Origin of the sequence: Acinetobacter sp. SK-43, assembly GCF_015351505.1 — a bacterium.
In the GTDB taxonomy this organism is placed as follows: Bacteria; Pseudomonadota; Gammaproteobacteria; order Pseudomonadales; family Moraxellaceae; genus Acinetobacter; species Acinetobacter junii.
This window is the reverse complement of the sequence record NZ_JADKPY010000006.1, coordinates 1-18,424: the sequence shown is the minus strand read 5'-3', so window position 1 is coordinate 18,424 and position 18,424 is coordinate 1. Positions and strand designations below refer to the sequence as shown.

Here is an 18,424-nt window from a genome sequence, read left to right as displayed (position 1 = left end):
TTTTACTTCCTTTTATTTTTAGGGGGGATTACCTATACCAGTCAACCCATTTTTCAACTGTTTGAGTACAAACTTTCTGAATTAACTGAAGATGTATTTTGCGATTGGCTTGATCACAATGACTTCCGTCCAACAACATCAGCTAAAGCATACAGACTTACACGAGCTTTCCTGAATTGGTGCGAGGAACACGAGGATTATGAAAACTTAGTGCCTCCAAAATCATACAACTCAAAAAAAGTTAAAGATAAGGTCCCTTCCCCAAAAGCCAAGAATGATTGTTTGATGAAACAGCATCTAAAACCATGGTTTGAAGAGGTAAATAAGTTAACTAGTAGAAAAATAGCGATTTTTTGATATGTAGTTTAATCACTGGTTGCAGAAAGAATGAGCTGCTTTCATTAAAATGGACAGATGTCGATTTTCGTTGGAAAACAGCAAAAGTTAGAGATAAAATTGAAGATGAAGGTCGCCTAATTCCTCTGACGGCATATGTTGAAAGCCTATTTTTAGAACTAAGGAAAAATTCTGATTCTAAATTCATATTTAGCAGTAAGGGTGCTAAATGCGGTCATATTGTCAATCCTTACGATAGCTTAGAGAAAATATGTAAAAAACTAAATATTGAACTTACTCCCCATGGATTGAGGAGATCATATAAAACGTTAGCTATTTGGGCAAAAATCAATGAAGGATCTTTAGCACAGATATCAGGTCATAAACCAAGTGCATTAGTTGTAAGGCACTACATCGTACGACCTATGGATATGCTACAAGAAACACTACAAGAATATGAGGATTGGATTTTGCAACAAGTGCGAAATGGCATTAATTGAAATGCCTCGACACGGAATTAGGTCGACCACTTACCTAAGTTACGCCTTAAATTTAGCTCAATTAGGGCGCTTTGCATTTCAAATCTTTGTGCAACAAAGCCGTTTCCAAATCATCATTCCTGTATCAGGACATGCTAAGCAGGTTTTAACGGGAAGTTCACTATTTAAAAATGGAACAGGAAGAAATTCCCATGGTTCAGTATTAGTATTAATTACAAAAGGTTGTTGATTCATTATGGCTATCCTATGTTTTTTAACAATATTGGAGATTTGATGCAGCCGAAAGTTGAGACTATTCAGCTACCTGATAATTAGGCCAATGATGATAATGTTGAGGATATATGCTGTGGTGTAACATTTAATTGTTGAATGAGATGATCAGCAATAAACTCAGCATCTTTAGCAACATCCATAAAACGTCCTGAACCCCATGTGTTTAACCAAGGTAAACCAATAAAGCTTACTTCAGGGTCAACGGTAATACCGCGATCATGTTTTGGATATCCATTTGTCTGGAATATATCTAAATCAATCCAAGAATAGTCTGGTCTAAATCCGATACACCAAATGATCGAAGTGATGTTCTCTTCAACTAAATCAATATGGGTAATTTCCTGTTCTGGCTGCCAAAGTGGCTGATATACAGATGCTGGCTCTTCAGTCACAATATTATTTTTCTCTAGATAGTCATCAATAGAGGCATTAATACGATTGTAAGTTGCATCTGCCATGTCTAGGTTCTGGATTAAATCTGGACGGAAGACAAACTGTCCTTCCTTATAGTCCTCAAATCGTCCAAACAATCGCATACCTTCTAATGCAAATTTACGTAGATCAATATCACGACCACCATCTCGCCCAGTCACATAATGATTAGTGCTGTTACGAACCTCTTCACTATATCGGTGATCTTTGACGGTTGTTTCGTAATAACCCATTTCATAAAGCCACTTCACTACGTCTTTACCACGATAAAAACGCGCACAGCGTGGTGCATCTCCCGTAGAAAGATAAACCTTTTTACCTGCCAAATGTAAATCTTCTGCAATTTGGGCACCTGATTGTCCTGAACCGACAACCAAGACATTACCTTCAGGTAACTGTTCCACATTAAAATATTGTTCTGAATGCATTACCAACACTTGTTCAGGGACTTGATCACTTAGTTTTGGATAAATTGGGGTGTGATAACCACCAGCCGCTACAACTAATTGTTTCGCAGTCGTTGTGCCTAAACTGGTTTCAATTTCAAAGTGTTGAGGTGCAATTTTTGCAACATGCTTAACCTGAACATTCAATAAAACTGGTGGATTCAGTTTTTCAATGAAGTCGTCGAGATATTCAACAATTTCATTTTTTTTCATAAATCCATCAGGGTCATTGCCGTTATATGGATGCTCTGGAAGCAAACATTGCCAATTGGGGGTAACCAAAGTGAAATTATCCCACCGTTTACTGCGCCAGCTATGGGTCAACTCTGATTCTTTTTCTAGAATCACATGATCAATTCCTGCTTTTTGTAAATAATGACTGATACATAACCCTGCCTGGCCACCACCAACAATCACGACATCATAATTTGGTTGTAAATCTTGAATTTGCATATTAAGCATCTTGTTCCCCTTATTCATTGTGCATTTCAGTAATTTCAATTTGGTCTTCGTCTTTTAAGGCGAATAAGTTAGCTTGGCGTTTAATCGTGGATAGGCTGTCCATGGCTGAACTACATGCAAAGCCATAACGTACTCGTACTCGTTCTGATGCAGCAGATAACCCATCTTCAGCCAACTTTAAAAACTGTATTGCTGGATATGAATGTCCTTTAGCTAGATATTCATAAATCACCGTGGATGGAGAGTAATATTGAATCAGCTCGCCATTCGGCCATTTCACGGTAAAATTCACGCTAGGCATATGCTGCCTCCTTCTCTATCGGCTCAATCGGATCCGACTGAGCCTTTAACTTTTTTAAAATTTCAGCATAGTTAAAACCAGTAAATGTTTGCTGATGAAAATCCCAAAATTGAGCATTTTGCTTCTGATCATGCACATAAACTTTTCCACTGGCATTACTTTCACCAATCACTGCACAGCAGATACCCTGACTGTCAAATAATTCAATGATTTCTTCGCATTCGCCTTCATCAGCTGTCAGCAAAAAACCATAACTAGGAAAGATTTGCAGCCACGTCTGCCAGTCCACATTTTGTGGTTTTGGAATTTTTTGAAGGTCTATGTCTGCGCCACTTTGCGTTGCCTCAAGTAGCATGAGCAGGCTGCCTAAAATGCCTGCATTACTAATGTCGCGTGCGGCATATACGATTCCTTGTTGTGCAAGTTGCGGCATTACTGAGAGCTGTGCTTGCAAAATACGTCCCGATACACGTTCAAAGCATTTCCAATAGACAGTGTTAGGATGAAATTGACCTTGTAGATTTAAAGCAATCAAAATCTTTTGCTGTGGTTTAACATGCAAAACCGACAATAATTTCTGTGCTGTTCCTTGAATGGCAACGGATAAAGCAGGCTGATAACTTTCAGCGATATTGCTATGCCCACCAATCAATGCAACATCATAAGCAGTACAAGCATCTTGCATGCCTTGCATTAATAATTGAGCATGCCCAACATTTGTATGCCAAAAGCTATTTACAACAGATAATGCACGACCACCCATTGCTGCAATGTCACTGATATTGGCCATGACTGCAGACCAACCCGCAAAATAAGGATGATTAGCAACAAAACCAGGCAACATCCCTTCACACGCATGTAAAATATATTGTCCTTGGACAGCAACAGCGGCAGTATCATCTCCAGGATAAGCGTATAAAGCTTGCAGAGAATTCACTTTATCCAGATTTGGGATCATTACACTTTTAGCAATCACCTGTTTTGATTGCATAGCTGGAGTTTGTCTCAAATATTCAAGAAGTTGATTGAGTGACATCATCATTCCACCTCTTTTTGCATATAAGCCTGCATGACCACATGCTGTAGCGGATAATGTTCAATTTGAGCTTGCATCATCATATGTGGAATTTCAGCAACCATTAATTCACAGACACTGTTCCAACATAATTTCTGAAAATAACGCTCATTTTGTTGCTGTACAGTCGCTAAGAATGTTTGACATCCTAGATTTTTTGCCGTCGACACTGCTGCATTAATCAGCGCTTTACCAATAGCATGATGATGGCGGTATAATGGCTCTACACATAAACGCCCACCCCACCATGTATTTGCTCCATCCGGGAAGATCCGCACTGCACCTATGACATGATCATGCTCACCAAACATTTGCCCAATCGCAACAATACCTAGAGCTTTAAAGTCATATTCATCACGGTCTTCTTTTAGAATCTTTTGTTCATCGCGAAAAGTTGCCTCTCGCAGGCGATAATATTGACGACGTTCCCAGTCTTCAGTGACCACCTTGATAACAATGTCATCTGTGACAAACTGTTTAAGGTCTTCATTTAATTCTATTAACCATGGATAACCAGAAAGTTGCATACTGTTTCTCCTACTCATAAGCTTTCAGTGAAGAACATGCTCCACATTTGGCACAACCCGCTTGAGTGTCTTCCGAGTTAAGCCCATGTAGACGGAGTTGCTCACCAATTTTTGGATAGAGTGCCTGCATAAAGGCTTGCTCAGGTTTTGAATGATGTTCAAGTGCTGTTCCCTGAATTGGTACAAATGGCACTACAAACGGATAAACGCCCATCTCGGTCAAGTTGGCAGTCATTTCAATGATTTCTTTTTCTGTATCGCCTAGCCCAGCTAAGATATAGGTACTTACTTGCCCCCGACCAAATACCTCAACTGCCGCCTTAAATGCTGCAAAATATGTATTAATTGAAACTTCTGCTTTACCCGGCATAATTTTATGACGTACCCGATCACTCACCGCTTCAAGATGCATACCAATTGACACCGCACCTGCATCTTTTAACTTTTGAAACCATGCAAAATCATCGGGTGGCTCACATTGCACCTGTATAGGTAACTTCACTTCAGCACATATTGCTTTTACACTGTCATATAAAATCTCTGCTCCACGGTCTGGAGTATTAGGTGTGCCAGTGGTAATGACCATTTGCTGTACACCATCGAGTTCCACAGCTGCTTTTGCAACTTCTGCGAGCTGTTCAGGACGTTTCCGAATTAAAGTACGACCACTTTTTAAAGATTGGTCAATCGAACAAAATTGACAAGCCGTAGCTTTATCATTCATACGAATGCAATGTTGTAATACTGTTGTTGCCAAGACATCGTGGCTATGCAAAGTTGCAATTTGCTCATATGGAATACCTTCGTCTGTAGTTAAGTCATAAAACTTTGGACGAGATGGGGCTGTTAATGTTGCTACAGGAATCCGGTTTTTAAATACGATCACTTGGTCAGAATCTGGATCAGCTTTGGCACTGTATGGAGACTCTTGTGCAGCTAGATTCAACACTGGAATCATCATCGTCTGCCCATCTAGGCTGAGTGCCTTATGATCACTTGGCCCTGCACCGCCTTTACGAGATAGACCAAATTCACCATCCCATTTCAGACCGTTACATTGCAAATCAGTCAAAAGTTGTATTGCAGACATACTCACCCCTCTCTATAGAATTGGTTTAATAAGGCTTAAACCTGCTCTTCCGTAAATCTGGAAATCTTTTCAAGATTTGTTAAATCCAAGGATTCGACTTTAAGTTCATGTAGTACCTGTGTCGGACGACGATCAATCAATAAACTTAATAATTCTGGACGGCTATAATGACCAACCGAATCCATCATGCGTTTACGTTTATCAATTAATGAAAAGTCTAAGTCAGCGATACAATAACCTTCACCCTGAGTAACAGGTTCGGCTAGAAATTTCCCTTCAGGCGATACAATAGCAGTGAAGCATCCACCTGAAATTGGACCAATTTCACAACCAGTGTCTTTCATAATTTGTTGTTGTTGCTCAGGATGTAGCCATGCCGTCGCATTAACTACGAAACAACCTGACTCCAAAGCATGGTGCTGAATAGTGGCACTGATCTGATCAGCGAACACCTGTCCGACTAATGAACCAGGGAACATGGCAGCATGAATCTGTTCTCCATCTGCCATTAAGGCAAAACGTGCCAAAGGGTTATAATGCTCCCAGCATGCCAGTGACCCAATACGCCCGACAGCAGAATCAATCGCACGCAACCCACTGCCATCGCCTTGTCCCCACACCATACGTTCATGATAAGTTGGGGTAATTTTTCGACGATGCTGAATAATCGAGCCATCAGCATCAAATAACAGCTGTGCGTTGTAGATTGTTCCACCCGCGCGCTCATTAATCCCAATAGAAACCACCATTTTTGCTTCAGCACAGGCTTGACCAATCGCAAAGGTTGCTTCAGAAGGGACAACCACAGATTCATTGAGAAGCTTTAAATGTTCCTTACCCATTGCAAACGGTGGTTGTACAAAAGAAAAGTAAGGGTAATAAGGCACTACCGTTTCAGGAAAAACAGCAAACTGTACGCCTTGTTTACCTAGCTCTAAAATCGTATTACAGATTTTTTGTACGGTTTCCTTTTGGCTATAAAGCACTGGACTACACTGTACTGCTGCTGCTTTTACAATCTGATTCATGTCTTATTCCCCTTTCTTAAATCTTTAAACAGTCCAAGTATCAATGATCAGTGCATTGTCACGACGCATCAGTAATTTCAAGTCCATTACATCTAAAGGATTGATTGGACGAATCCCTGGCATTAATGCTTTTTCGGTTTGACCATATAGCGCTTGTAATGCGAATCGGCAGGCATAAACTTCACCACCTTCTTCCATAAAGGCTTTAAGCTGATTATTGACCGCCAAATGTCCAGGAAAAGCTTCAGCACCTAAAGTTGGGAAACCACGTTGTACCCCCAACTGAACACCTGGACCGTAGAGCAAAATTTTGGTTTCAAAACCTTTGCGTAATAATCGTTTTGCTTGTAAGACATTAACCAAGCCAATAGAACCTTCAAAGGCAACGGTGTGGAAAGTCACCAATGCTTTTTCACCCGGCTGAGCTTTTACATCCTCAAATACTTTTTCTTCATAATCGACAAGAAAATCACCATCTTTGTATTGTTCAATATCTACTTTAGGCATAGCCGTTCCTCATATCTACGGTTTCGATTCAACCAACTGTTTTGGTCTATCCGTGTTATTGCGAGAGCTGTGCCAAGATCTATTTTCTGGTAGGAATTAATTTTTATGTCATTGAAATATAATAATTAATATTTTCAAAACTGCTCTTTTAGATGATAAATATAGTGCTGGAAGGTTATGATTTTTCGTAGTATTATGAAATTTCATAACCTATTCTATGAAATTTCGTAGCATGAATAATACCGACTTCATTTCCGATTGGGTTACTACTGAGAATTCAATTCGTCCACTTGCATTTGAACACACCTCTCAAGCCTTACTCGTTTTAGACCCACATCAAAATCAGTTTATTGATGTAAATATTAGTGCTACGAAATTACTCCGCTATGAACGCCATGAGCTGATTCAAAAAACTATCACCTCTATTTTTGGTCATTTTAGTCAACTCCCAGACTTAGTGGCATTTACAGAAGAAACACTAGCTAAAGGCTATGCATGGAATAATGAGCTATATGCTTTTGATAAAAATGGAGAAAAAATTCAATTCGATGTCAGCTCTGTTTCAATCCCATATAAGAATAAGACTCTGCTCATTTGGTCCTTAGTCGATGTCAAAGACTTAGAGCTACGTCAACTGAATAAAAATGCAGATAAAGTCATTCGTGCAGGGCTTAAAGAATGGCAAGCTCTACAAGAACTTTTTATTGATTCTGACACTGGCAAGCATTTGCTGCTAAGCTCAGTAGGTGATGGAATTTATAGTATCGATAAACAAGGATTATGTACCTTTATAAATCCCGTTGGCGCGAGAATGCTAGGATTAAAACCAGAAGATGTGCTTAGTAAAAATATCCATAAAATACACCACCATACTCATGAGAATGGTACGCACTATCCTGTCGAGGAATGCCCAATCTACGCAGCTGTACACGATGGTGTAGTACATGAAGGAATACAAGAGATTTTCTGGCGACGTGATGGCAGTTTTTTTCCTGTGGAATTTACAAGTACACCAATCATCCGTGAAAGCGAGATCATTGGTGCAGTTGTAGTCTTTAGAGATATCAGCGAACGCTTAAATACAGAAAAACAACTCACCCATGCTCTTAACGAACTACAAGACTTAAAAAGTCGACTAGAACAACAAAATGAATATTTACAGGAAGAGATACTACAAGAGAATCAATATCATGAAATTGTGGGAAATAGTGCCTCAATTTTACAAATCATTGAAAAAATTAAAGTAGTTGCTTCTACTGATGCCAATGTCATGATTTATGGCGAATCTGGTACAGGAAAGGAACTGATTGCACGTGCAATCCATCAATCTAGTCATCGTAAACAACAACCTCTTATACGTGTTAACTGTGCAGCCATCCCCTCAGAACTATTTGAAAGTGAATTTTTCGGGCATGTTAAAGGCGCATTTACGGGAGCAGTGCGTGATCGAGCGGGGCGATTTGAACTTGCAGATCAAGGAACATTGTTTCTAGATGAAATTGGTGAAATCCCACTAGAATTACAAAGTAAATTATTAAGAGTATTACAAGAAGGAACATTTGAACGAATTGGTGAAGAAAAAACTCGCCACGTTGATGTCAGGATTATTGCAGCGACTAATCGTAATCTCAGAGAAGAAGTTAAGCTCAAAAATTTCCGTGAAGACTTATACTTCCGCTTGAATGTATTCCCGATTCACTCACCCGCCTTACGAGATAGAAAAGAAGATATTCCTCTATTAGTTTCACACTTTACCAAGCTGATCAGTGAAAATCGTAAAGTGCCTTATTTACCTTTTTCACAAAAACACATCCTCGAACTGCAACACTATGACTGGCCGGGTAATATTCGAGAATTACAAAATGTGTTGGAGCGAGCATTGATTACTGCCAAACATGGCGCTGTTTCATTTAAATATTTACTGGAACAAGAATCCTCTCAGACTATGCAGCACAATCACGCTACAGCAATTGAGCAAGTCCTATCGATACAACAGCTTAAACAGTTAGAAACTGAAAATCTTCAACTGGCAATCAAACAATGTGAAGGTAAAATTTTTGGTGATGAGGGTGCAGCTAAGCTTTTAGGGATTAATCCAACGACACTGATTTCAAAATTAAAAAAATTAGGTATTAAATATTAATGGATATTCAATACCTTACCAACAAATGAATAATCACATTGGGATAAAGCAATGGAAATCAATAGAATTGGTGATATTTCTGCTTTTGTAGCTTCAGTCAGATATGGCAGTTATACTCTTGCAGCGAAACATTTAGGTTTATCACGATCTGCTATTGGTAAAAGTATTGTTCGTTTAGAAGAACAAATGAAAGTGCGACTATTAAATCGAACGACACGAAGCTTAAGCTTGACTGATGAGGGGCAAATTCTCTTTGATTATTGCCAGCAGATTTTAGAAGGTTTAGAAGGTTTAGAAGAAGTTGATCATGTAATGGCTTCACGTCGCCTTGAACCGATTGGTACTTTAAAAATTACAGCTCCTCACTCACTTGGAAATCGATATATTTTACCCATTTTAGACACCTTTCTAAAAAAATGGCCTGGATTAAAAGCAGACATTTCTTTTACAGATCGCTTTGTTGACATCATTGAAGAAGGCTTTGACATAGGTATTCGTGTTGGTGAACCCAAGGATGATTCTCGACTTTTAACACGGACCATCGCATGGCAAAAAATGCAGACATGTGCATCACCACAATATATTAAATTACATGGTTCCCCCCAAACTCCAGAAGATTTAGCAAAATTTGATACAATTTTTCTAAATGGTAGCAACAATCGTAGAAGCTGGAAATTCAAGACAGACTCGGGGATCTATGTTTTTGAAGGTCCTGAGAAGATGAAAATCGATAGTTCAGATGCTATCTTGGCATCTGCAGTTTCAGGGTTTGGTATCATACAACTACCCACCTATATCACACAAGAAAGTATTGATCAGCTCCAACTTATTCCTCTTCTTGAAAAATATACAGTTGAACCCGAGCCTATTCGCATTATTTATCCAAGCAAAAAACATTTGTCTCCAAGAATCAGAATGTTTATCGATTACCTCGTTGAACAATGGACTGTATTGCCTCCTTGGGAAAGAATAGACTCAGGCACTAAAACTTGAGTCTACAAAAAAATTTTGATTAATTAGGGCTTTGTTGCACAAAGATTTCATAACTATATGATTTTAAAAGTTTTGATTATTTCTTGATCCAAAATTAAATTTATTTAAATCAGATGCTTACATATTTATGCAACAAAGCCAGTCAGGAATATTCCTTTCCGTATAATAAACATTCCACATCTCTCTCTCCTTTAATATGCTTACGCACTCAGAATTTTTTATTTTGTCGAAAGCATAACTACTATCATGCACTCCCAACGAAGACAAATATTGAATTAACTTACCTCTTGTCATTACGAATTTCCTTTAAATATGGATTATTAGGATCTAAAAGTTCCTGAACAGATTTTGGCAACTTATACTGAGTTCCTTGGCCAGGTTGTCCAAACCATGGTAAGATTTTTGATTCAGCTGTAGGAGTAATAGGCTTTATAACTTCATATTGCCTATAAGGTTTATTTAATGAGCTAAAAGGTAATGCACGTTTTTCAATTCACATGGATTTATTCATTTTTCTTGCTTCATCAGCTACCCTATAAAAAATTTCTGAAGCTATATCATCTAAAGGTTCAATTTCCCTTACTGTCTGTACCCCAATAATAATTTCAGATATTCGACTTTTATCAATATCCATATTTTTTTCAAAACTTATTAAATATTCAATTTGGTTATAAATAGATTTCAACACAATTAAATCTGGATATAAACCTATTAGATTCTCGCATTTTTCTAGTGCAATATAAAATAGTTCTAGCCGTTTATTCATTAATCACTTCACCTGTTTTAAATTTTCTTTGTTTGGAACAAAATACTGTGTACCACCACCTTTTGCTGGATAAGGTTTATTCGGATCAGTCCATGTATCAACAATTTCTTTAGCTTTTGATTTAAGCACCTCTGTTTCCTTTACTGGAGCAAAAGTAATTGGCACTCTTCCTGCTGGGTTAATTCCTAAATGGTTTGCTGGAGTACCAACTGGTGCAAAATAATTGCCAATTCTACCATCTTTAATATGTTGCACATATTTTTCATCTATTTTCAATATCGAATAAAAGCGTTAGTAAGTTCAACATCATTTTTAATTGGTTTAATATTCACTGATATTTCCTCATTCTTATAGTGTCCTCCAATTCCCAATACCTAGAAACAGGAGGATAGACATCAATATAGCTATTCTAATTTACGAGTATTATTTCAGCTTTGAATAAAACTTATTCTTACTATCATACTGATAAGGTACAATTTTATTTACTTTAACCATCTGACTATTGTCGTTCAAATCCGTTCCCTGATATTGAATCTGGAATGGATAAAATGGTTGTCCATTTTTGTTAACTTTGATTGCTGAAGAATAGCCGTACTCTGGTTGTTCTGAAACTTTTCCTTCTTCGAACATTTGTTCAACAATATAGTCGTCTTCATTTAACAGAAGAAGTGACCACACGCTTTCCCCATAACCATTGCCGTAATAACCATCAATGGTATAGCTTCCTAGTGTATTGTTTCCAAAAGCTTGTAAGTTCTTTTTAAATTCTTGAGCATTCCATGAGGTTCGACCATATCCCTCTATACTTTCAATTCCCCCTTGGGCTGTTTTTGAAATCATTTGGAATTGTCCATTGTCCAATTTTTTAAAGAGATATAATTCCAAAGTGCCTCGTGTAGCATGTGAAGTTTCTATCCTCCCTTCGATTGCTAAAGTCACTTCCACAGGGACTAAATAACGGGCTTCCCCCTGCATATTCTGGTAAGTAATAATAGGCGCGATACTGATTACAGCATCAGTGAGATCATCCAAGTCGCTAGGCTTATTAACATAGTAGTATTTGCCACTTCCCCAGTAATCATCTTTTCCTCTTTCTCTGGATGATGTCACTTTATAAAAACTTCGAGCAACGGTATCTGTACTTAGGTTAGGGAGTACAACTTGCTTAAAGTTCTTAGGTTCAAGCTTGGATGTATCATAGTATTTAATGGCTGTTGTAGCTGTTTGTACTGATGTCGTTTGAACAGCATTGAGCTGCTGTGCTTTATTAGCCTGCAATACATTGTATAACTTGACCGCTTCAGGTTGTCCCTGCCGTGCAGCACTTTGCAACAAGGTAACGCCCTTTTTTGCATCCTGTGGTACACCATCCCCATTAAGATACATGACTGCTAATGCGTACTGTGAAGGAGCAAAACCATTCACTGCTGCCTTGGAAAACCATTCAGCCGCTTTTTTATGATCTACAGGTACACCTTTCTTTCCTAAGTAGTAAAGCATTCCCATATTATGGTGACTTTGATTATTATCTCCTTTGGTCACGACTTGTGACAGTACATAGTTCAGTCCTGCCGACAGGTTCACTTTCTTGGTTTCAGCAGATACTGTTGAACTGGTCATTACCATACTGTTAGCGACAGCAAGATGGAGTATTAATTTTTTCATCTGATTCTTATCCTTATTAATCATTCACATTAAACCAGTAGGAATATTCTTTAGGCTGACCATTCACCAAGACATTGCTGAGTTTGACGTCGTAGATCACATTCAGTTTCAAATCGTCGAAGTTAAATTGGATATGGTTAGGAACTCCGATATTTTCATAGCGTATATTGCTGATCTTCTGTTTAGCTCCACTACTTCGTTCAGTGACAACAACAGTGGCTTTGGCGTAATCCACATTTCGATTGGCAAAGAAATTCTTTTGATCGGTTAAAACTGAAATCGAGAGAATTGAACCCGCCATATAATATTTGGCTGGATAGTTGTGGTAGGGATAGGCAATCACACCGAGTGGTGCAGTGGTTGGATTGTCGAAGGGATAAACCACTTTGTAGGACGTACCGACCACATAAGGGAATCGGGTATCTTTAAATGATGGCGCATTAACTGAACCATACGCCGATTTTTGTAAGAAAGGATTAAGCATCCAGAGGCGATGCCCCACATCTCCTGCAAACAGATTTAATTTGTCATGCACCATATTTGTAATGCTTTCGGCAGGTGAATAGTCATATTTATTCTGTCTTACCCCCATTTCCAAACTACTGGTTTTTGCACCCACTGCACCAATATCTGAATAGCAGTTTGTGGTCGCTTCAGGGTAATGAGTCAAGATGTTGTTTGCCGCAAGAATCAGGGCAGTCTGCATCATCTCATCTTCATGGGCATAATCGTATGTAATACTTGGCAACCCATGCAAGGCACGAACCGTATTGAGCTCATGTAAAAACTCATTTCTAAACTTTGCTCTGAGCTTACCTGCATAACAGTTATTGATATCGGGTGCATCACCCATAGATGAAGCTTTAAACACATCAAAGCTGATGGTTTTACTCTCTGCTGCCAGTGTTTTAGCATCCCCCTCTTGAGTAAGTTTAAGGGTACATAACCCTGCACCAATCCCTTTGAGTTCCCCCTGACTATAGGTACAGGTTGATGAAGAAAGGCTGCTAATCGTGACAGGTAGTTTGGCACTGGATTCCGTATCCAGTGAATACACACTCTCCGTCAGGATATATTTGATTTTTAGTGGGGTAATGGTTTGCTTGAGCTTATTCACGCACACATTATTTTCTAGATATTGCTCAGCCGCACAACTCACATTGACGGTCATGCTGCTATTCAGTGCTAGAACTTTTGCCGTCCCTGCCTGTGTCAATACCAGATTACACTGACCGACTTTATGCGCTTTAAGTTCACCGCCACTTACACTACAGATGTTGGGTGTGTTACTGCTAAACGTTACTACTAGACCTTGATCTGTTTGCAGCGATAATGGATAGCGTTGACCTTGAATCAGCGTACTGAATGGTAGTGACTGAATATTCTGCACTACCTTGTTTTTACATACACCCTCTTCCAGATATTGGCTTTCAACACAGGTCACGGGCTTAGGGATTGGATTGCCATTATCTGGATTATCCGTTCCACCGCCATTGGATGAACTTGAATCTCCACCCGAACCACTACCACACCCGACCATTGCTGTACTGATTGCCATCATTAGAACTGATGGCATGAACGATTTTGAAATCATCATGATTGACTGCCTTAAATTTTTATATTGTTGTTATTGATAATGATCAGCCGATAATAATTGACGGATTTCACTGGCCATTTGTGGACTACGCCAAGGAAATAGGACTTTTAGGCTGTAATTCGGTTTGAATGGATCTCGTGTACCAATATTGACTTGAAACTCTCGTTTCATCGGTGTGCGATGGACCTGTTGATTGACATGTGTTCCCATCATTGGATTGCTGATCACAGTGGTCGTGGTTCTAAAGTTATCTTCGACTAAGTTGTAGTGTCCAACGGAAGTGATGTAATCAAAGGGATATTTGACGAGGCGTTGATCAGACTGATCAAACAGAATAATGGTTTTATCTTGGCTGTTGATCCAAACACCACGGTTTTGGTAGTTAAAGCTTTCTCCTTGACGTTTCAGTTGTTCAGTCATCCCGTCAAAGTAGGTATTTCCATATTCATAAAGGTAGTAAAGGATCACAAACCAGAACAGGTCAAAGCCAAAGAAGATGTAACCGAAAGCACCAAAGGAGAAGATTTTGGCAACGATGAGAAAGATCACGATGGGTAAGACCACACATTTTATAAAGAGCTTAGATTTTTGTGGACGGTGTTCAATGGGTATGATTTTGGGTTTGCTTAATTCAGTCATGGTTGTTTCCCGCATGTTCAATGCAATGCACAATCACCAGCAGATATAAAAAGGTTTATTTTTTATAGGCGTGATTTAGCCGTCCACCGTTGGATTGTTCTTGTAAAAATGTTGTTTGAATAACAGACGAATAATAAAAAATTAGCCGTATCGCCCCCGTTGCAAAGCACAACAAGGTTGAACATGGGGTGAAACACAAATTAGAAAAGATTGGTACAGCATGAGAAGCTCCTTGTGTTAAGAAGTTCTACCAATTACTGCTAAATAATGGTGGCAGAACGAGAGCGGGTTAGCAGACTGGAACACAAGAATCCAGCACGTCCGAAGACGTCCCCCTCCCGTTCCACCGCAGAGGGGCACGAGGGGATAAACACTAAAAGACAAGTCCTTTAATGCTCTTGTGTTGGACGGTCTGCTAAAACCGACTGGCAATGTAGGCCAGCGAGCTCATATTAATTTTATCCAGCGCTTTAGTCAATTTTACAAAGCACTAAAATCTAGACAATTAGATTCGCCAAATGTAATCGCATTAAATCTTTGATTTTTCCCATAAGGTCAAATTCGTCCAATCGATAGGCTCATTTTGCTTTGATGGATGAGGCTAAAATGGACTGTTGTTCTCTATTAAAATAAAACAATAAAATAAAGAATTAAATCAGGCTCAGTTCAGCTTTTACATTCAACGCATTGAGATGAATCAATGCCTAATGAGCTGTTAATAAGAAGAATGTATTGGCTCAGGCTGATTTAAAGCGATCAAACTGAAGCTCACGCACCTTCAGAAATAGCCTATTAAATGGGATAGAATAAATAATCAGCAAAGCTCAGCGGGTCGATTAAATGAACTCAGCCAGTACAACAATGGTTTTAGCAGAAGCCATATTGAAAACTGCGGATTTACTCGGTCTTAGTAATACTCAACTGGCTGCTGTGATAGGTCGCGATCTCGCTTCGATGAAGCAAATCGAATTCTCAGCTGTATTAGAACCCGCATCTGCACAAGGTGAAACTGGATTATTACTGATTCGCCTTTATCAAAGCTTATCAGCACTCACGGGCGATGATTCTGAATGGATTGATTATTTTATGAATGCATTCAATACCGCAACCGATGGTGTCCCGATTCAGCAAATTCAAACTAGAAAAGGCTTAGAGAAAGTCTTAACAGTTGTTGAAGCCCTAAACAATCGATGATTTATTTAAATCATTCTTTTAGCGAATCAGCTTCAATTTGCTTGATTAGAAATTCTGATCATCATTAGCATCACTTCCGTTAAAAACACAGCAAAGATTAAAATTTGTGCTCAACAAACCACCACAAACATGATTCACAATCAAATTCCTAGCCGTCAGAAATTTAAAATATCTTCAGGTTAATCAATACATTAGATCTCTTGCGAAAGTAAAAACCACCTCAATCTAAGTTTCATGAGATATCAGAACTTAAATCGTTTTTCAGATTCTGAATTTAAACGCTTGGTTGGCGTACCTCGACCAGTTTTTACCGAAATGGTAGATGTTTTAGAAAAAGCAGAATCACTCAAAAAGAAATCAGGTCGTCCTCATACTTTAGCTATAGAGGATCAGTTGTTATTAACGCTCAATTACTTACGTAACTACAGTACTCAACTGGAATTGGCGGCACACTACCATATCGCTGAAAGTAATGTGAATCGAACCATTAAAAAGGTTGAAGATGCATTGATGAAATCAAGATGTTTTACTCTGCCAAAACGAAGCATTACCACAGCAGACGAACACTTTAACTGGGTCATTATCGATGCGACAGAATGTTCAATAGAACGCCCGAAAAAAAAATCAGAGTAAGTTCTACAGTGGTAAAAAGAAGAAACATACGCTAAAAGCACAAGTGATCTATCATCCGAAGAGCAAACAAATCATAGGGCTAGATATATCGAATGGCAGTCAGCATGACATTAAACTGGCAAGAAAAACGGTTAAGAAATTCAAACATTGTGAATATGTTATGACCGATTTAGGGTACTACGGATTAGAGCAAGATGGCTTTAAATTATTGATGCCAATAAAGAAAAAGAAGAATATACCCTTATTTGATGTTGAGAAAAAGTACAATAAAATGATTGGAAAAATACGAGTTGTGATCGAACACATCAATAGTCAATTGAAGACATTTAGAATATTAAGTGAACGCTATCGAAATAGACGGAAAAGATTCGGTTTACGCATTAACTTAATCGCTGCACTGGTAAACCGGATAAATTTTCAATAATGACTTTCGCAAGAGATCTATTATTTAATGTTAAAATATGTAAAAAGATCCAATTACATCGTTGACAGCTCAAGCGATACCCAGTTAAGCTAATTGAACACAGCAAAATCTGTGTACAGGCGTGAGAACCTGTTATATTCTACAAGCGCAAAACAATGTCGCTTATGCGGCTATTTTTTTGTCTACTGTTTAGCAGTCGTTATGGCAGCTTGACAGGGCAGCTTTATGCTGGCCGTACCTTGTAGAACGGTATTCTCACCCCTGTTTTGCTGCCACCATTACCGTGAGAAGTAATGGGGGTAAGTATTAAACTTATCTACAAGGAAACGACTATGAACGCAATTCTTCATGGTGCAAATACGTGCACATCTAAACAACAAGCCTCGCAACTGATTGTTGAACTGGGCAAATCAATTTCAAATCCTCAACGTCAAACACTTGCCAATCTTTATATTGCTGTTGACACTGCAAACTCCCTGCTCAACGAACTTGAACAAGCCCATGAAATCATTCGTCAATGCATGCATGAAATGACTGATGAGCAAATTCTTAAAGTCGCAAAGCTCAATCAAAATAACAATTTATCGTCGCTCTGGGCATTTCGTACACATCAACGTCACAAGATGATTGAACGTGCACAACGTGTGCTACGTGGGGCGAATCATGTCCAAGACCAATAAGAATAATCATCTTCTCGTATCTGGAGACTATCCTCTCATTGCTTCGCCAACGCTTGCAAAAGCGTTTGGCGTGGCTGCCGCCAATTTTTTACAGAAGTTGCATTACTTTTTAGAAAATAACGAAGGAAAAACCTTTAATGGAAAAAAATATTGGTTCCATAGTTATGAACAGTGGCAAAGCACGCTTGGCGTGTACAGCATCTCAACAATCAAACGAATTGTTGCAAAGTTAAAGCGAGCTGGGATTCTTGTGATTGAAAAGTTAGCACAAAATAAATGGCTGTGTCTTTGTACATTAATGTCTTAAACTAGCAAAGTGTAAAATCAACAACTTACATCAAATCTAATTAAATAAATCTACATTACAGTTCTAAACTCAATGAATTTTTCAGTTTAGAAAAATAGCAGTTTTTACAATATAGTTGTAAACCTAGCTTTTCCAAATTGGTAAAACTTCTTGATTAGGTGTCTTGAAAAACATACCAAAATTCCAAGTTCCTTTAATTTGTCGCCAACAACAATAAGTTAAGAAATCTTCACTACGTTGACCAATTATCCAATTACCCCAACCAACCTCTAAGACATCATCGGAGAAGCTACCAAATGCAACACCTATTGCTAAATCGCCCCAGTGTGCTAGTTCAGGGTGTGATTCACGTAGTTGAGCAATATCTTTTCTGTCTTGTTCACTCCATTCGCCATGATCTGAACCA

At 38.6% G+C, this 18,424-nt stretch carries 20 protein-coding genes and 2 pseudogenes; 8 read left to right on the top strand and 14 right to left on the bottom strand.

Annotated elements, in window-relative coordinates; translation table 11 throughout:
* Window positions 1-33 precede the first annotated feature (33 nt).
* Both IRT38_RS17640 and IRT38_RS02410 read left to right on the top strand, forming a co-directional pair.
* Window positions 34-836 (top strand): annotated as a pseudogene (locus tag IRT38_RS17640) (tyrosine-type recombinase/integrase); the annotation flags it as partial.
* A gap of 1 nt (window position 837) precedes the next feature.
* Entirely contained in the window at window positions 838-1,065 is a 228-nt protein-coding gene (locus IRT38_RS02410) for a hypothetical protein (protein WP_161420231.1), read from the top strand.
* Between the two features lie 82 nt (window positions 1,066-1,147).
* Here the strand turns inward: IRT38_RS02410 and IRT38_RS02405 are convergent, their stop codons facing one another.
* Genes IRT38_RS02405 through IRT38_RS02375 form a run of 7 tightly spaced genes read right to left on the bottom strand, consistent with a single transcriptional unit; the run spans window position 1,148 to window position 6,977 of the window.
* A complete protein-coding gene (locus IRT38_RS02405) occupies window positions 1,148-2,449 on the bottom strand; it encodes an MSMEG_0569 family flavin-dependent oxidoreductase (protein ID WP_016541981.1) in 1,302 nt (433 codons plus the stop codon).
* A 10-nt stretch (window positions 2,450-2,459) separates the two neighbouring features.
* The gene (locus tag IRT38_RS02400; RefSeq protein WP_008941947.1) at window positions 2,460-2,750 is read right to left on the bottom strand and encodes an MSMEG_0570 family nitrogen starvation response protein; all 291 of its coding nucleotides are present in this window, start codon (window positions 2,748-2,750) and stop codon (window positions 2,460-2,462) included.
* Window positions 2,743-3,789, bottom strand: coding sequence for a sll0787 family AIR synthase-like protein (locus IRT38_RS02395; protein WP_016541980.1), 1,047 nt, complete (start codon window positions 3,787-3,789; stop codon window positions 2,743-2,745). Before IRT38_RS02395 ends, IRT38_RS02400 begins: the two co-directional genes overlap by 8 nt.
* Complete coding sequence (locus IRT38_RS02390; protein WP_016541979.1) at window positions 3,789-4,352, bottom strand: MSMEG_0567/Sll0786 family nitrogen starvation N-acetyltransferase; 564 nt, start codon at window positions 4,350-4,352, stop codon at window positions 3,789-3,791. The genes IRT38_RS02395 and IRT38_RS02390 overlap by 1 nt, the downstream gene beginning before the upstream one ends.
* A gap of 10 nt (window positions 4,353-4,362) precedes the next feature.
* Entirely contained in the window at window positions 4,363-5,442 is a 1,080-nt protein-coding gene (locus IRT38_RS02385) for an MSMEG_0568 family radical SAM protein (RefSeq protein WP_002058083.1), read from the bottom strand.
* A 35-nt stretch (window positions 5,443-5,477) separates the two neighbouring features.
* Window positions 5,478-6,470 carry a Nit6803 family nitrilase gene (locus IRT38_RS02380; protein ID WP_016541978.1) on the bottom strand — a complete coding sequence of 331 codons (993 nt, stop codon included), beginning with the start codon at window positions 6,468-6,470 and terminating at the stop codon, window positions 5,478-5,480.
* Between the two features lie 24 nt (window positions 6,471-6,494).
* Window positions 6,495-6,977, bottom strand: coding sequence for an MSMEG_0572/Sll0783 family nitrogen starvation response protein (locus tag IRT38_RS02375; RefSeq protein WP_002058090.1), 483 nt, complete (start codon window positions 6,975-6,977; stop codon window positions 6,495-6,497).
* Window positions 6,978-7,194: 217 nt separating this feature from the next.
* Here IRT38_RS02375 and IRT38_RS02370 point away from each other — a divergent pair, with 217 nt between their 5' ends.
* Window positions 7,195-9,120 carry a sigma 54-interacting transcriptional regulator gene (locus tag IRT38_RS02370; protein ID WP_016660412.1) on the top strand — a complete coding sequence of 642 codons (1,926 nt, stop codon included), beginning with the start codon at window positions 7,195-7,197 and terminating at the stop codon, window positions 9,118-9,120.
* Between the two features lie 51 nt (window positions 9,121-9,171).
* Window positions 9,172-10,113: a LysR family transcriptional regulator gene (locus IRT38_RS02365; protein ID WP_075315321.1), complete on the top strand. Its 942-nt coding sequence runs from the start codon at window positions 9,172-9,174 to the stop codon at window positions 10,111-10,113.
* Window positions 10,114-10,393: 280 nt separating this feature from the next.
* On the opposite strand, the gene IRT38_RS17675 is transcribed toward IRT38_RS02365, so the two are convergent.
* The 6 genes from IRT38_RS17675 to IRT38_RS02335 form a co-directional block, all read right to left on the bottom strand.
* Window positions 10,394-10,606 carry a TNT domain-containing protein gene (locus IRT38_RS17675; protein WP_081377758.1) on the bottom strand — a complete coding sequence of 71 codons (213 nt, stop codon included), beginning with the start codon at window positions 10,604-10,606 and terminating at the stop codon, window positions 10,394-10,396.
* Window positions 10,607-10,879 (bottom strand): hypothetical protein, encoded by a 273-nt coding sequence (locus IRT38_RS02355; protein ID WP_008941961.1) that lies wholly within the window; start codon window positions 10,877-10,879, stop codon window positions 10,607-10,609. It lies immediately after the preceding gene.
* A 3-nt stretch (window positions 10,880-10,882) separates the two neighbouring features.
* Window positions 10,883-11,155, bottom strand: a complete 273-nt coding sequence (locus IRT38_RS02350; RefSeq protein ID WP_004682116.1) for a polymorphic toxin type 46 domain-containing protein — start codon at window positions 11,153-11,155, stop codon at window positions 10,883-10,885.
* A 147-nt stretch (window positions 11,156-11,302) separates the two neighbouring features.
* On the bottom strand, window positions 11,303-12,544 hold the full coding sequence (locus IRT38_RS02345) for a tetratricopeptide repeat protein (protein WP_004682117.1): 1,242 nt from the start codon (window positions 12,542-12,544) through the stop codon (window positions 11,303-11,305).
* Between the two features lie 16 nt (window positions 12,545-12,560).
* Window positions 12,561-14,141, bottom strand: coding sequence for a CAP domain-containing protein (locus tag IRT38_RS02340; RefSeq protein ID WP_016541975.1), 1,581 nt, complete (start codon window positions 14,139-14,141; stop codon window positions 12,561-12,563).
* Window positions 14,142-14,171: 30 nt separating this feature from the next.
* The gene (locus tag IRT38_RS02335; RefSeq protein WP_004679652.1) at window positions 14,172-14,780 is read right to left on the bottom strand and encodes a hypothetical protein; all 609 of its coding nucleotides are present in this window, start codon (window positions 14,778-14,780) and stop codon (window positions 14,172-14,174) included.
* Window positions 14,781-15,620: 840 nt separating this feature from the next.
* On the opposite strand from IRT38_RS02335, the gene IRT38_RS02330 reads away from it, so the two are divergent.
* The 4 genes and pseudogenes from IRT38_RS02330 to IRT38_RS02315 all read left to right on the top strand — a co-directional run.
* The gene (locus tag IRT38_RS02330; RefSeq protein ID WP_016660659.1) at window positions 15,621-15,974 is read left to right on the top strand and encodes an antitoxin Xre/MbcA/ParS toxin-binding domain-containing protein; all 354 of its coding nucleotides are present in this window, start codon (window positions 15,621-15,623) and stop codon (window positions 15,972-15,974) included.
* Between the two features lie 234 nt (window positions 15,975-16,208).
* Window positions 16,209-17,031 (top strand): IS5 family transposase gene (locus tag IRT38_RS02325; RefSeq protein WP_109439987.1). Its coding sequence is split into 2 segments (ribosomal slippage): window positions 16,209-16,589 and window positions 16,591-17,031, totalling 822 coding nucleotides; the frame shifts between segments, so codons are not numbered across the junction.
* A gap of 332 nt (window positions 17,032-17,363) precedes the next feature.
* Complete coding sequence (locus IRT38_RS02320; protein WP_016541972.1) at window positions 17,364-17,711, top strand: hypothetical protein; 348 nt, start codon at window positions 17,364-17,366, stop codon at window positions 17,709-17,711.
* Window positions 17,695-17,994, top strand: a pseudogene (locus tag IRT38_RS02315) (replication protein); the annotation flags it as partial. The gene IRT38_RS02320 and the pseudogene IRT38_RS02315, both read left to right, overlap by 17 nt.
* A gap of 147 nt (window positions 17,995-18,141) precedes the next feature.
* Here the strand turns inward: IRT38_RS02315 and IRT38_RS02310 are convergent.
* Window positions 18,142-18,424, bottom strand: a 283-nt coding sequence (locus IRT38_RS02310; protein WP_045544714.1) for a hypothetical protein, incomplete at its 5' end; no start/stop codon positions are given.

Excerpts from the sequence above, each read along its gene's own strand:
- IRT38_RS02365 (WP_075315321.1), top strand. The coding sequence starts at position 9,172 with ATGGAAATCAATAGAATTGGTGATATTTCTGCTTTTGTAGCTTCAGTC.
- IRT38_RS02375 (WP_002058090.1), bottom strand. The coding sequence starts at position 6,977 with ATGCCTAAAGTAGATATTGAACAATACAAAGATGGTGATTTTCTTGTC.
- IRT38_RS02405 (WP_016541981.1), bottom strand. The coding sequence starts at position 2,449 with ATGCTTAATATGCAAATTCAAGATTTACAACCAAATTATGATGTCGTG.
- IRT38_RS02340 (WP_016541975.1), bottom strand. The coding sequence starts at position 14,141 with ATGATGATTTCAAAATCGTTCATGCCATCAGTTCTAATGATGGCAATC.
- IRT38_RS02380 (WP_016541978.1), bottom strand. The coding sequence starts at position 6,470 with ATGAATCAGATTGTAAAAGCAGCAGCAGTACAGTGTAGTCCAGTGCTT.
- IRT38_RS02410 (WP_161420231.1), top strand. The coding sequence starts at position 838 with ATGCCTCGACACGGAATTAGGTCGACCACTTACCTAAGTTACGCCTTA.
- IRT38_RS02355 (WP_008941961.1), bottom strand. The coding sequence starts at position 10,879 with ATGAATAAACGGCTAGAACTATTTTATATTGCACTAGAAAAATGCGAG.
- IRT38_RS02330 (WP_016660659.1), top strand. The coding sequence starts at position 15,621 with ATGAACTCAGCCAGTACAACAATGGTTTTAGCAGAAGCCATATTGAAA.
- IRT38_RS02395 (WP_016541980.1), bottom strand. The coding sequence starts at position 3,789 with ATGATGTCACTCAATCAACTTCTTGAATATTTGAGACAAACTCCAGCT.
- IRT38_RS02335 (WP_004679652.1), bottom strand. The coding sequence starts at position 14,780 with ATGACTGAATTAAGCAAACCCAAAATCATACCCATTGAACACCGTCCA.
- IRT38_RS02345 (WP_004682117.1), bottom strand. The coding sequence starts at position 12,544 with ATGAAAAAATTAATACTCCATCTTGCTGTCGCTAACAGTATGGTAATG.
- IRT38_RS02390 (WP_016541979.1), bottom strand. The coding sequence starts at position 4,352 with ATGCAACTTTCTGGTTATCCATGGTTAATAGAATTAAATGAAGACCTT.
- IRT38_RS02400 (WP_008941947.1), bottom strand. The coding sequence starts at position 2,750 with ATGCCTAGCGTGAATTTTACCGTGAAATGGCCGAATGGCGAGCTGATT.
- IRT38_RS02385 (WP_002058083.1), bottom strand. The coding sequence starts at position 5,442 with ATGTCTGCAATACAACTTTTGACTGATTTGCAATGTAACGGTCTGAAA.
- IRT38_RS02320 (WP_016541972.1), top strand. The coding sequence starts at position 17,364 with ATGAACGCAATTCTTCATGGTGCAAATACGTGCACATCTAAACAACAA.
- IRT38_RS02370 (WP_016660412.1), top strand. The coding sequence starts at position 7,195 with ATGAAATTTCGTAGCATGAATAATACCGACTTCATTTCCGATTGGGTT.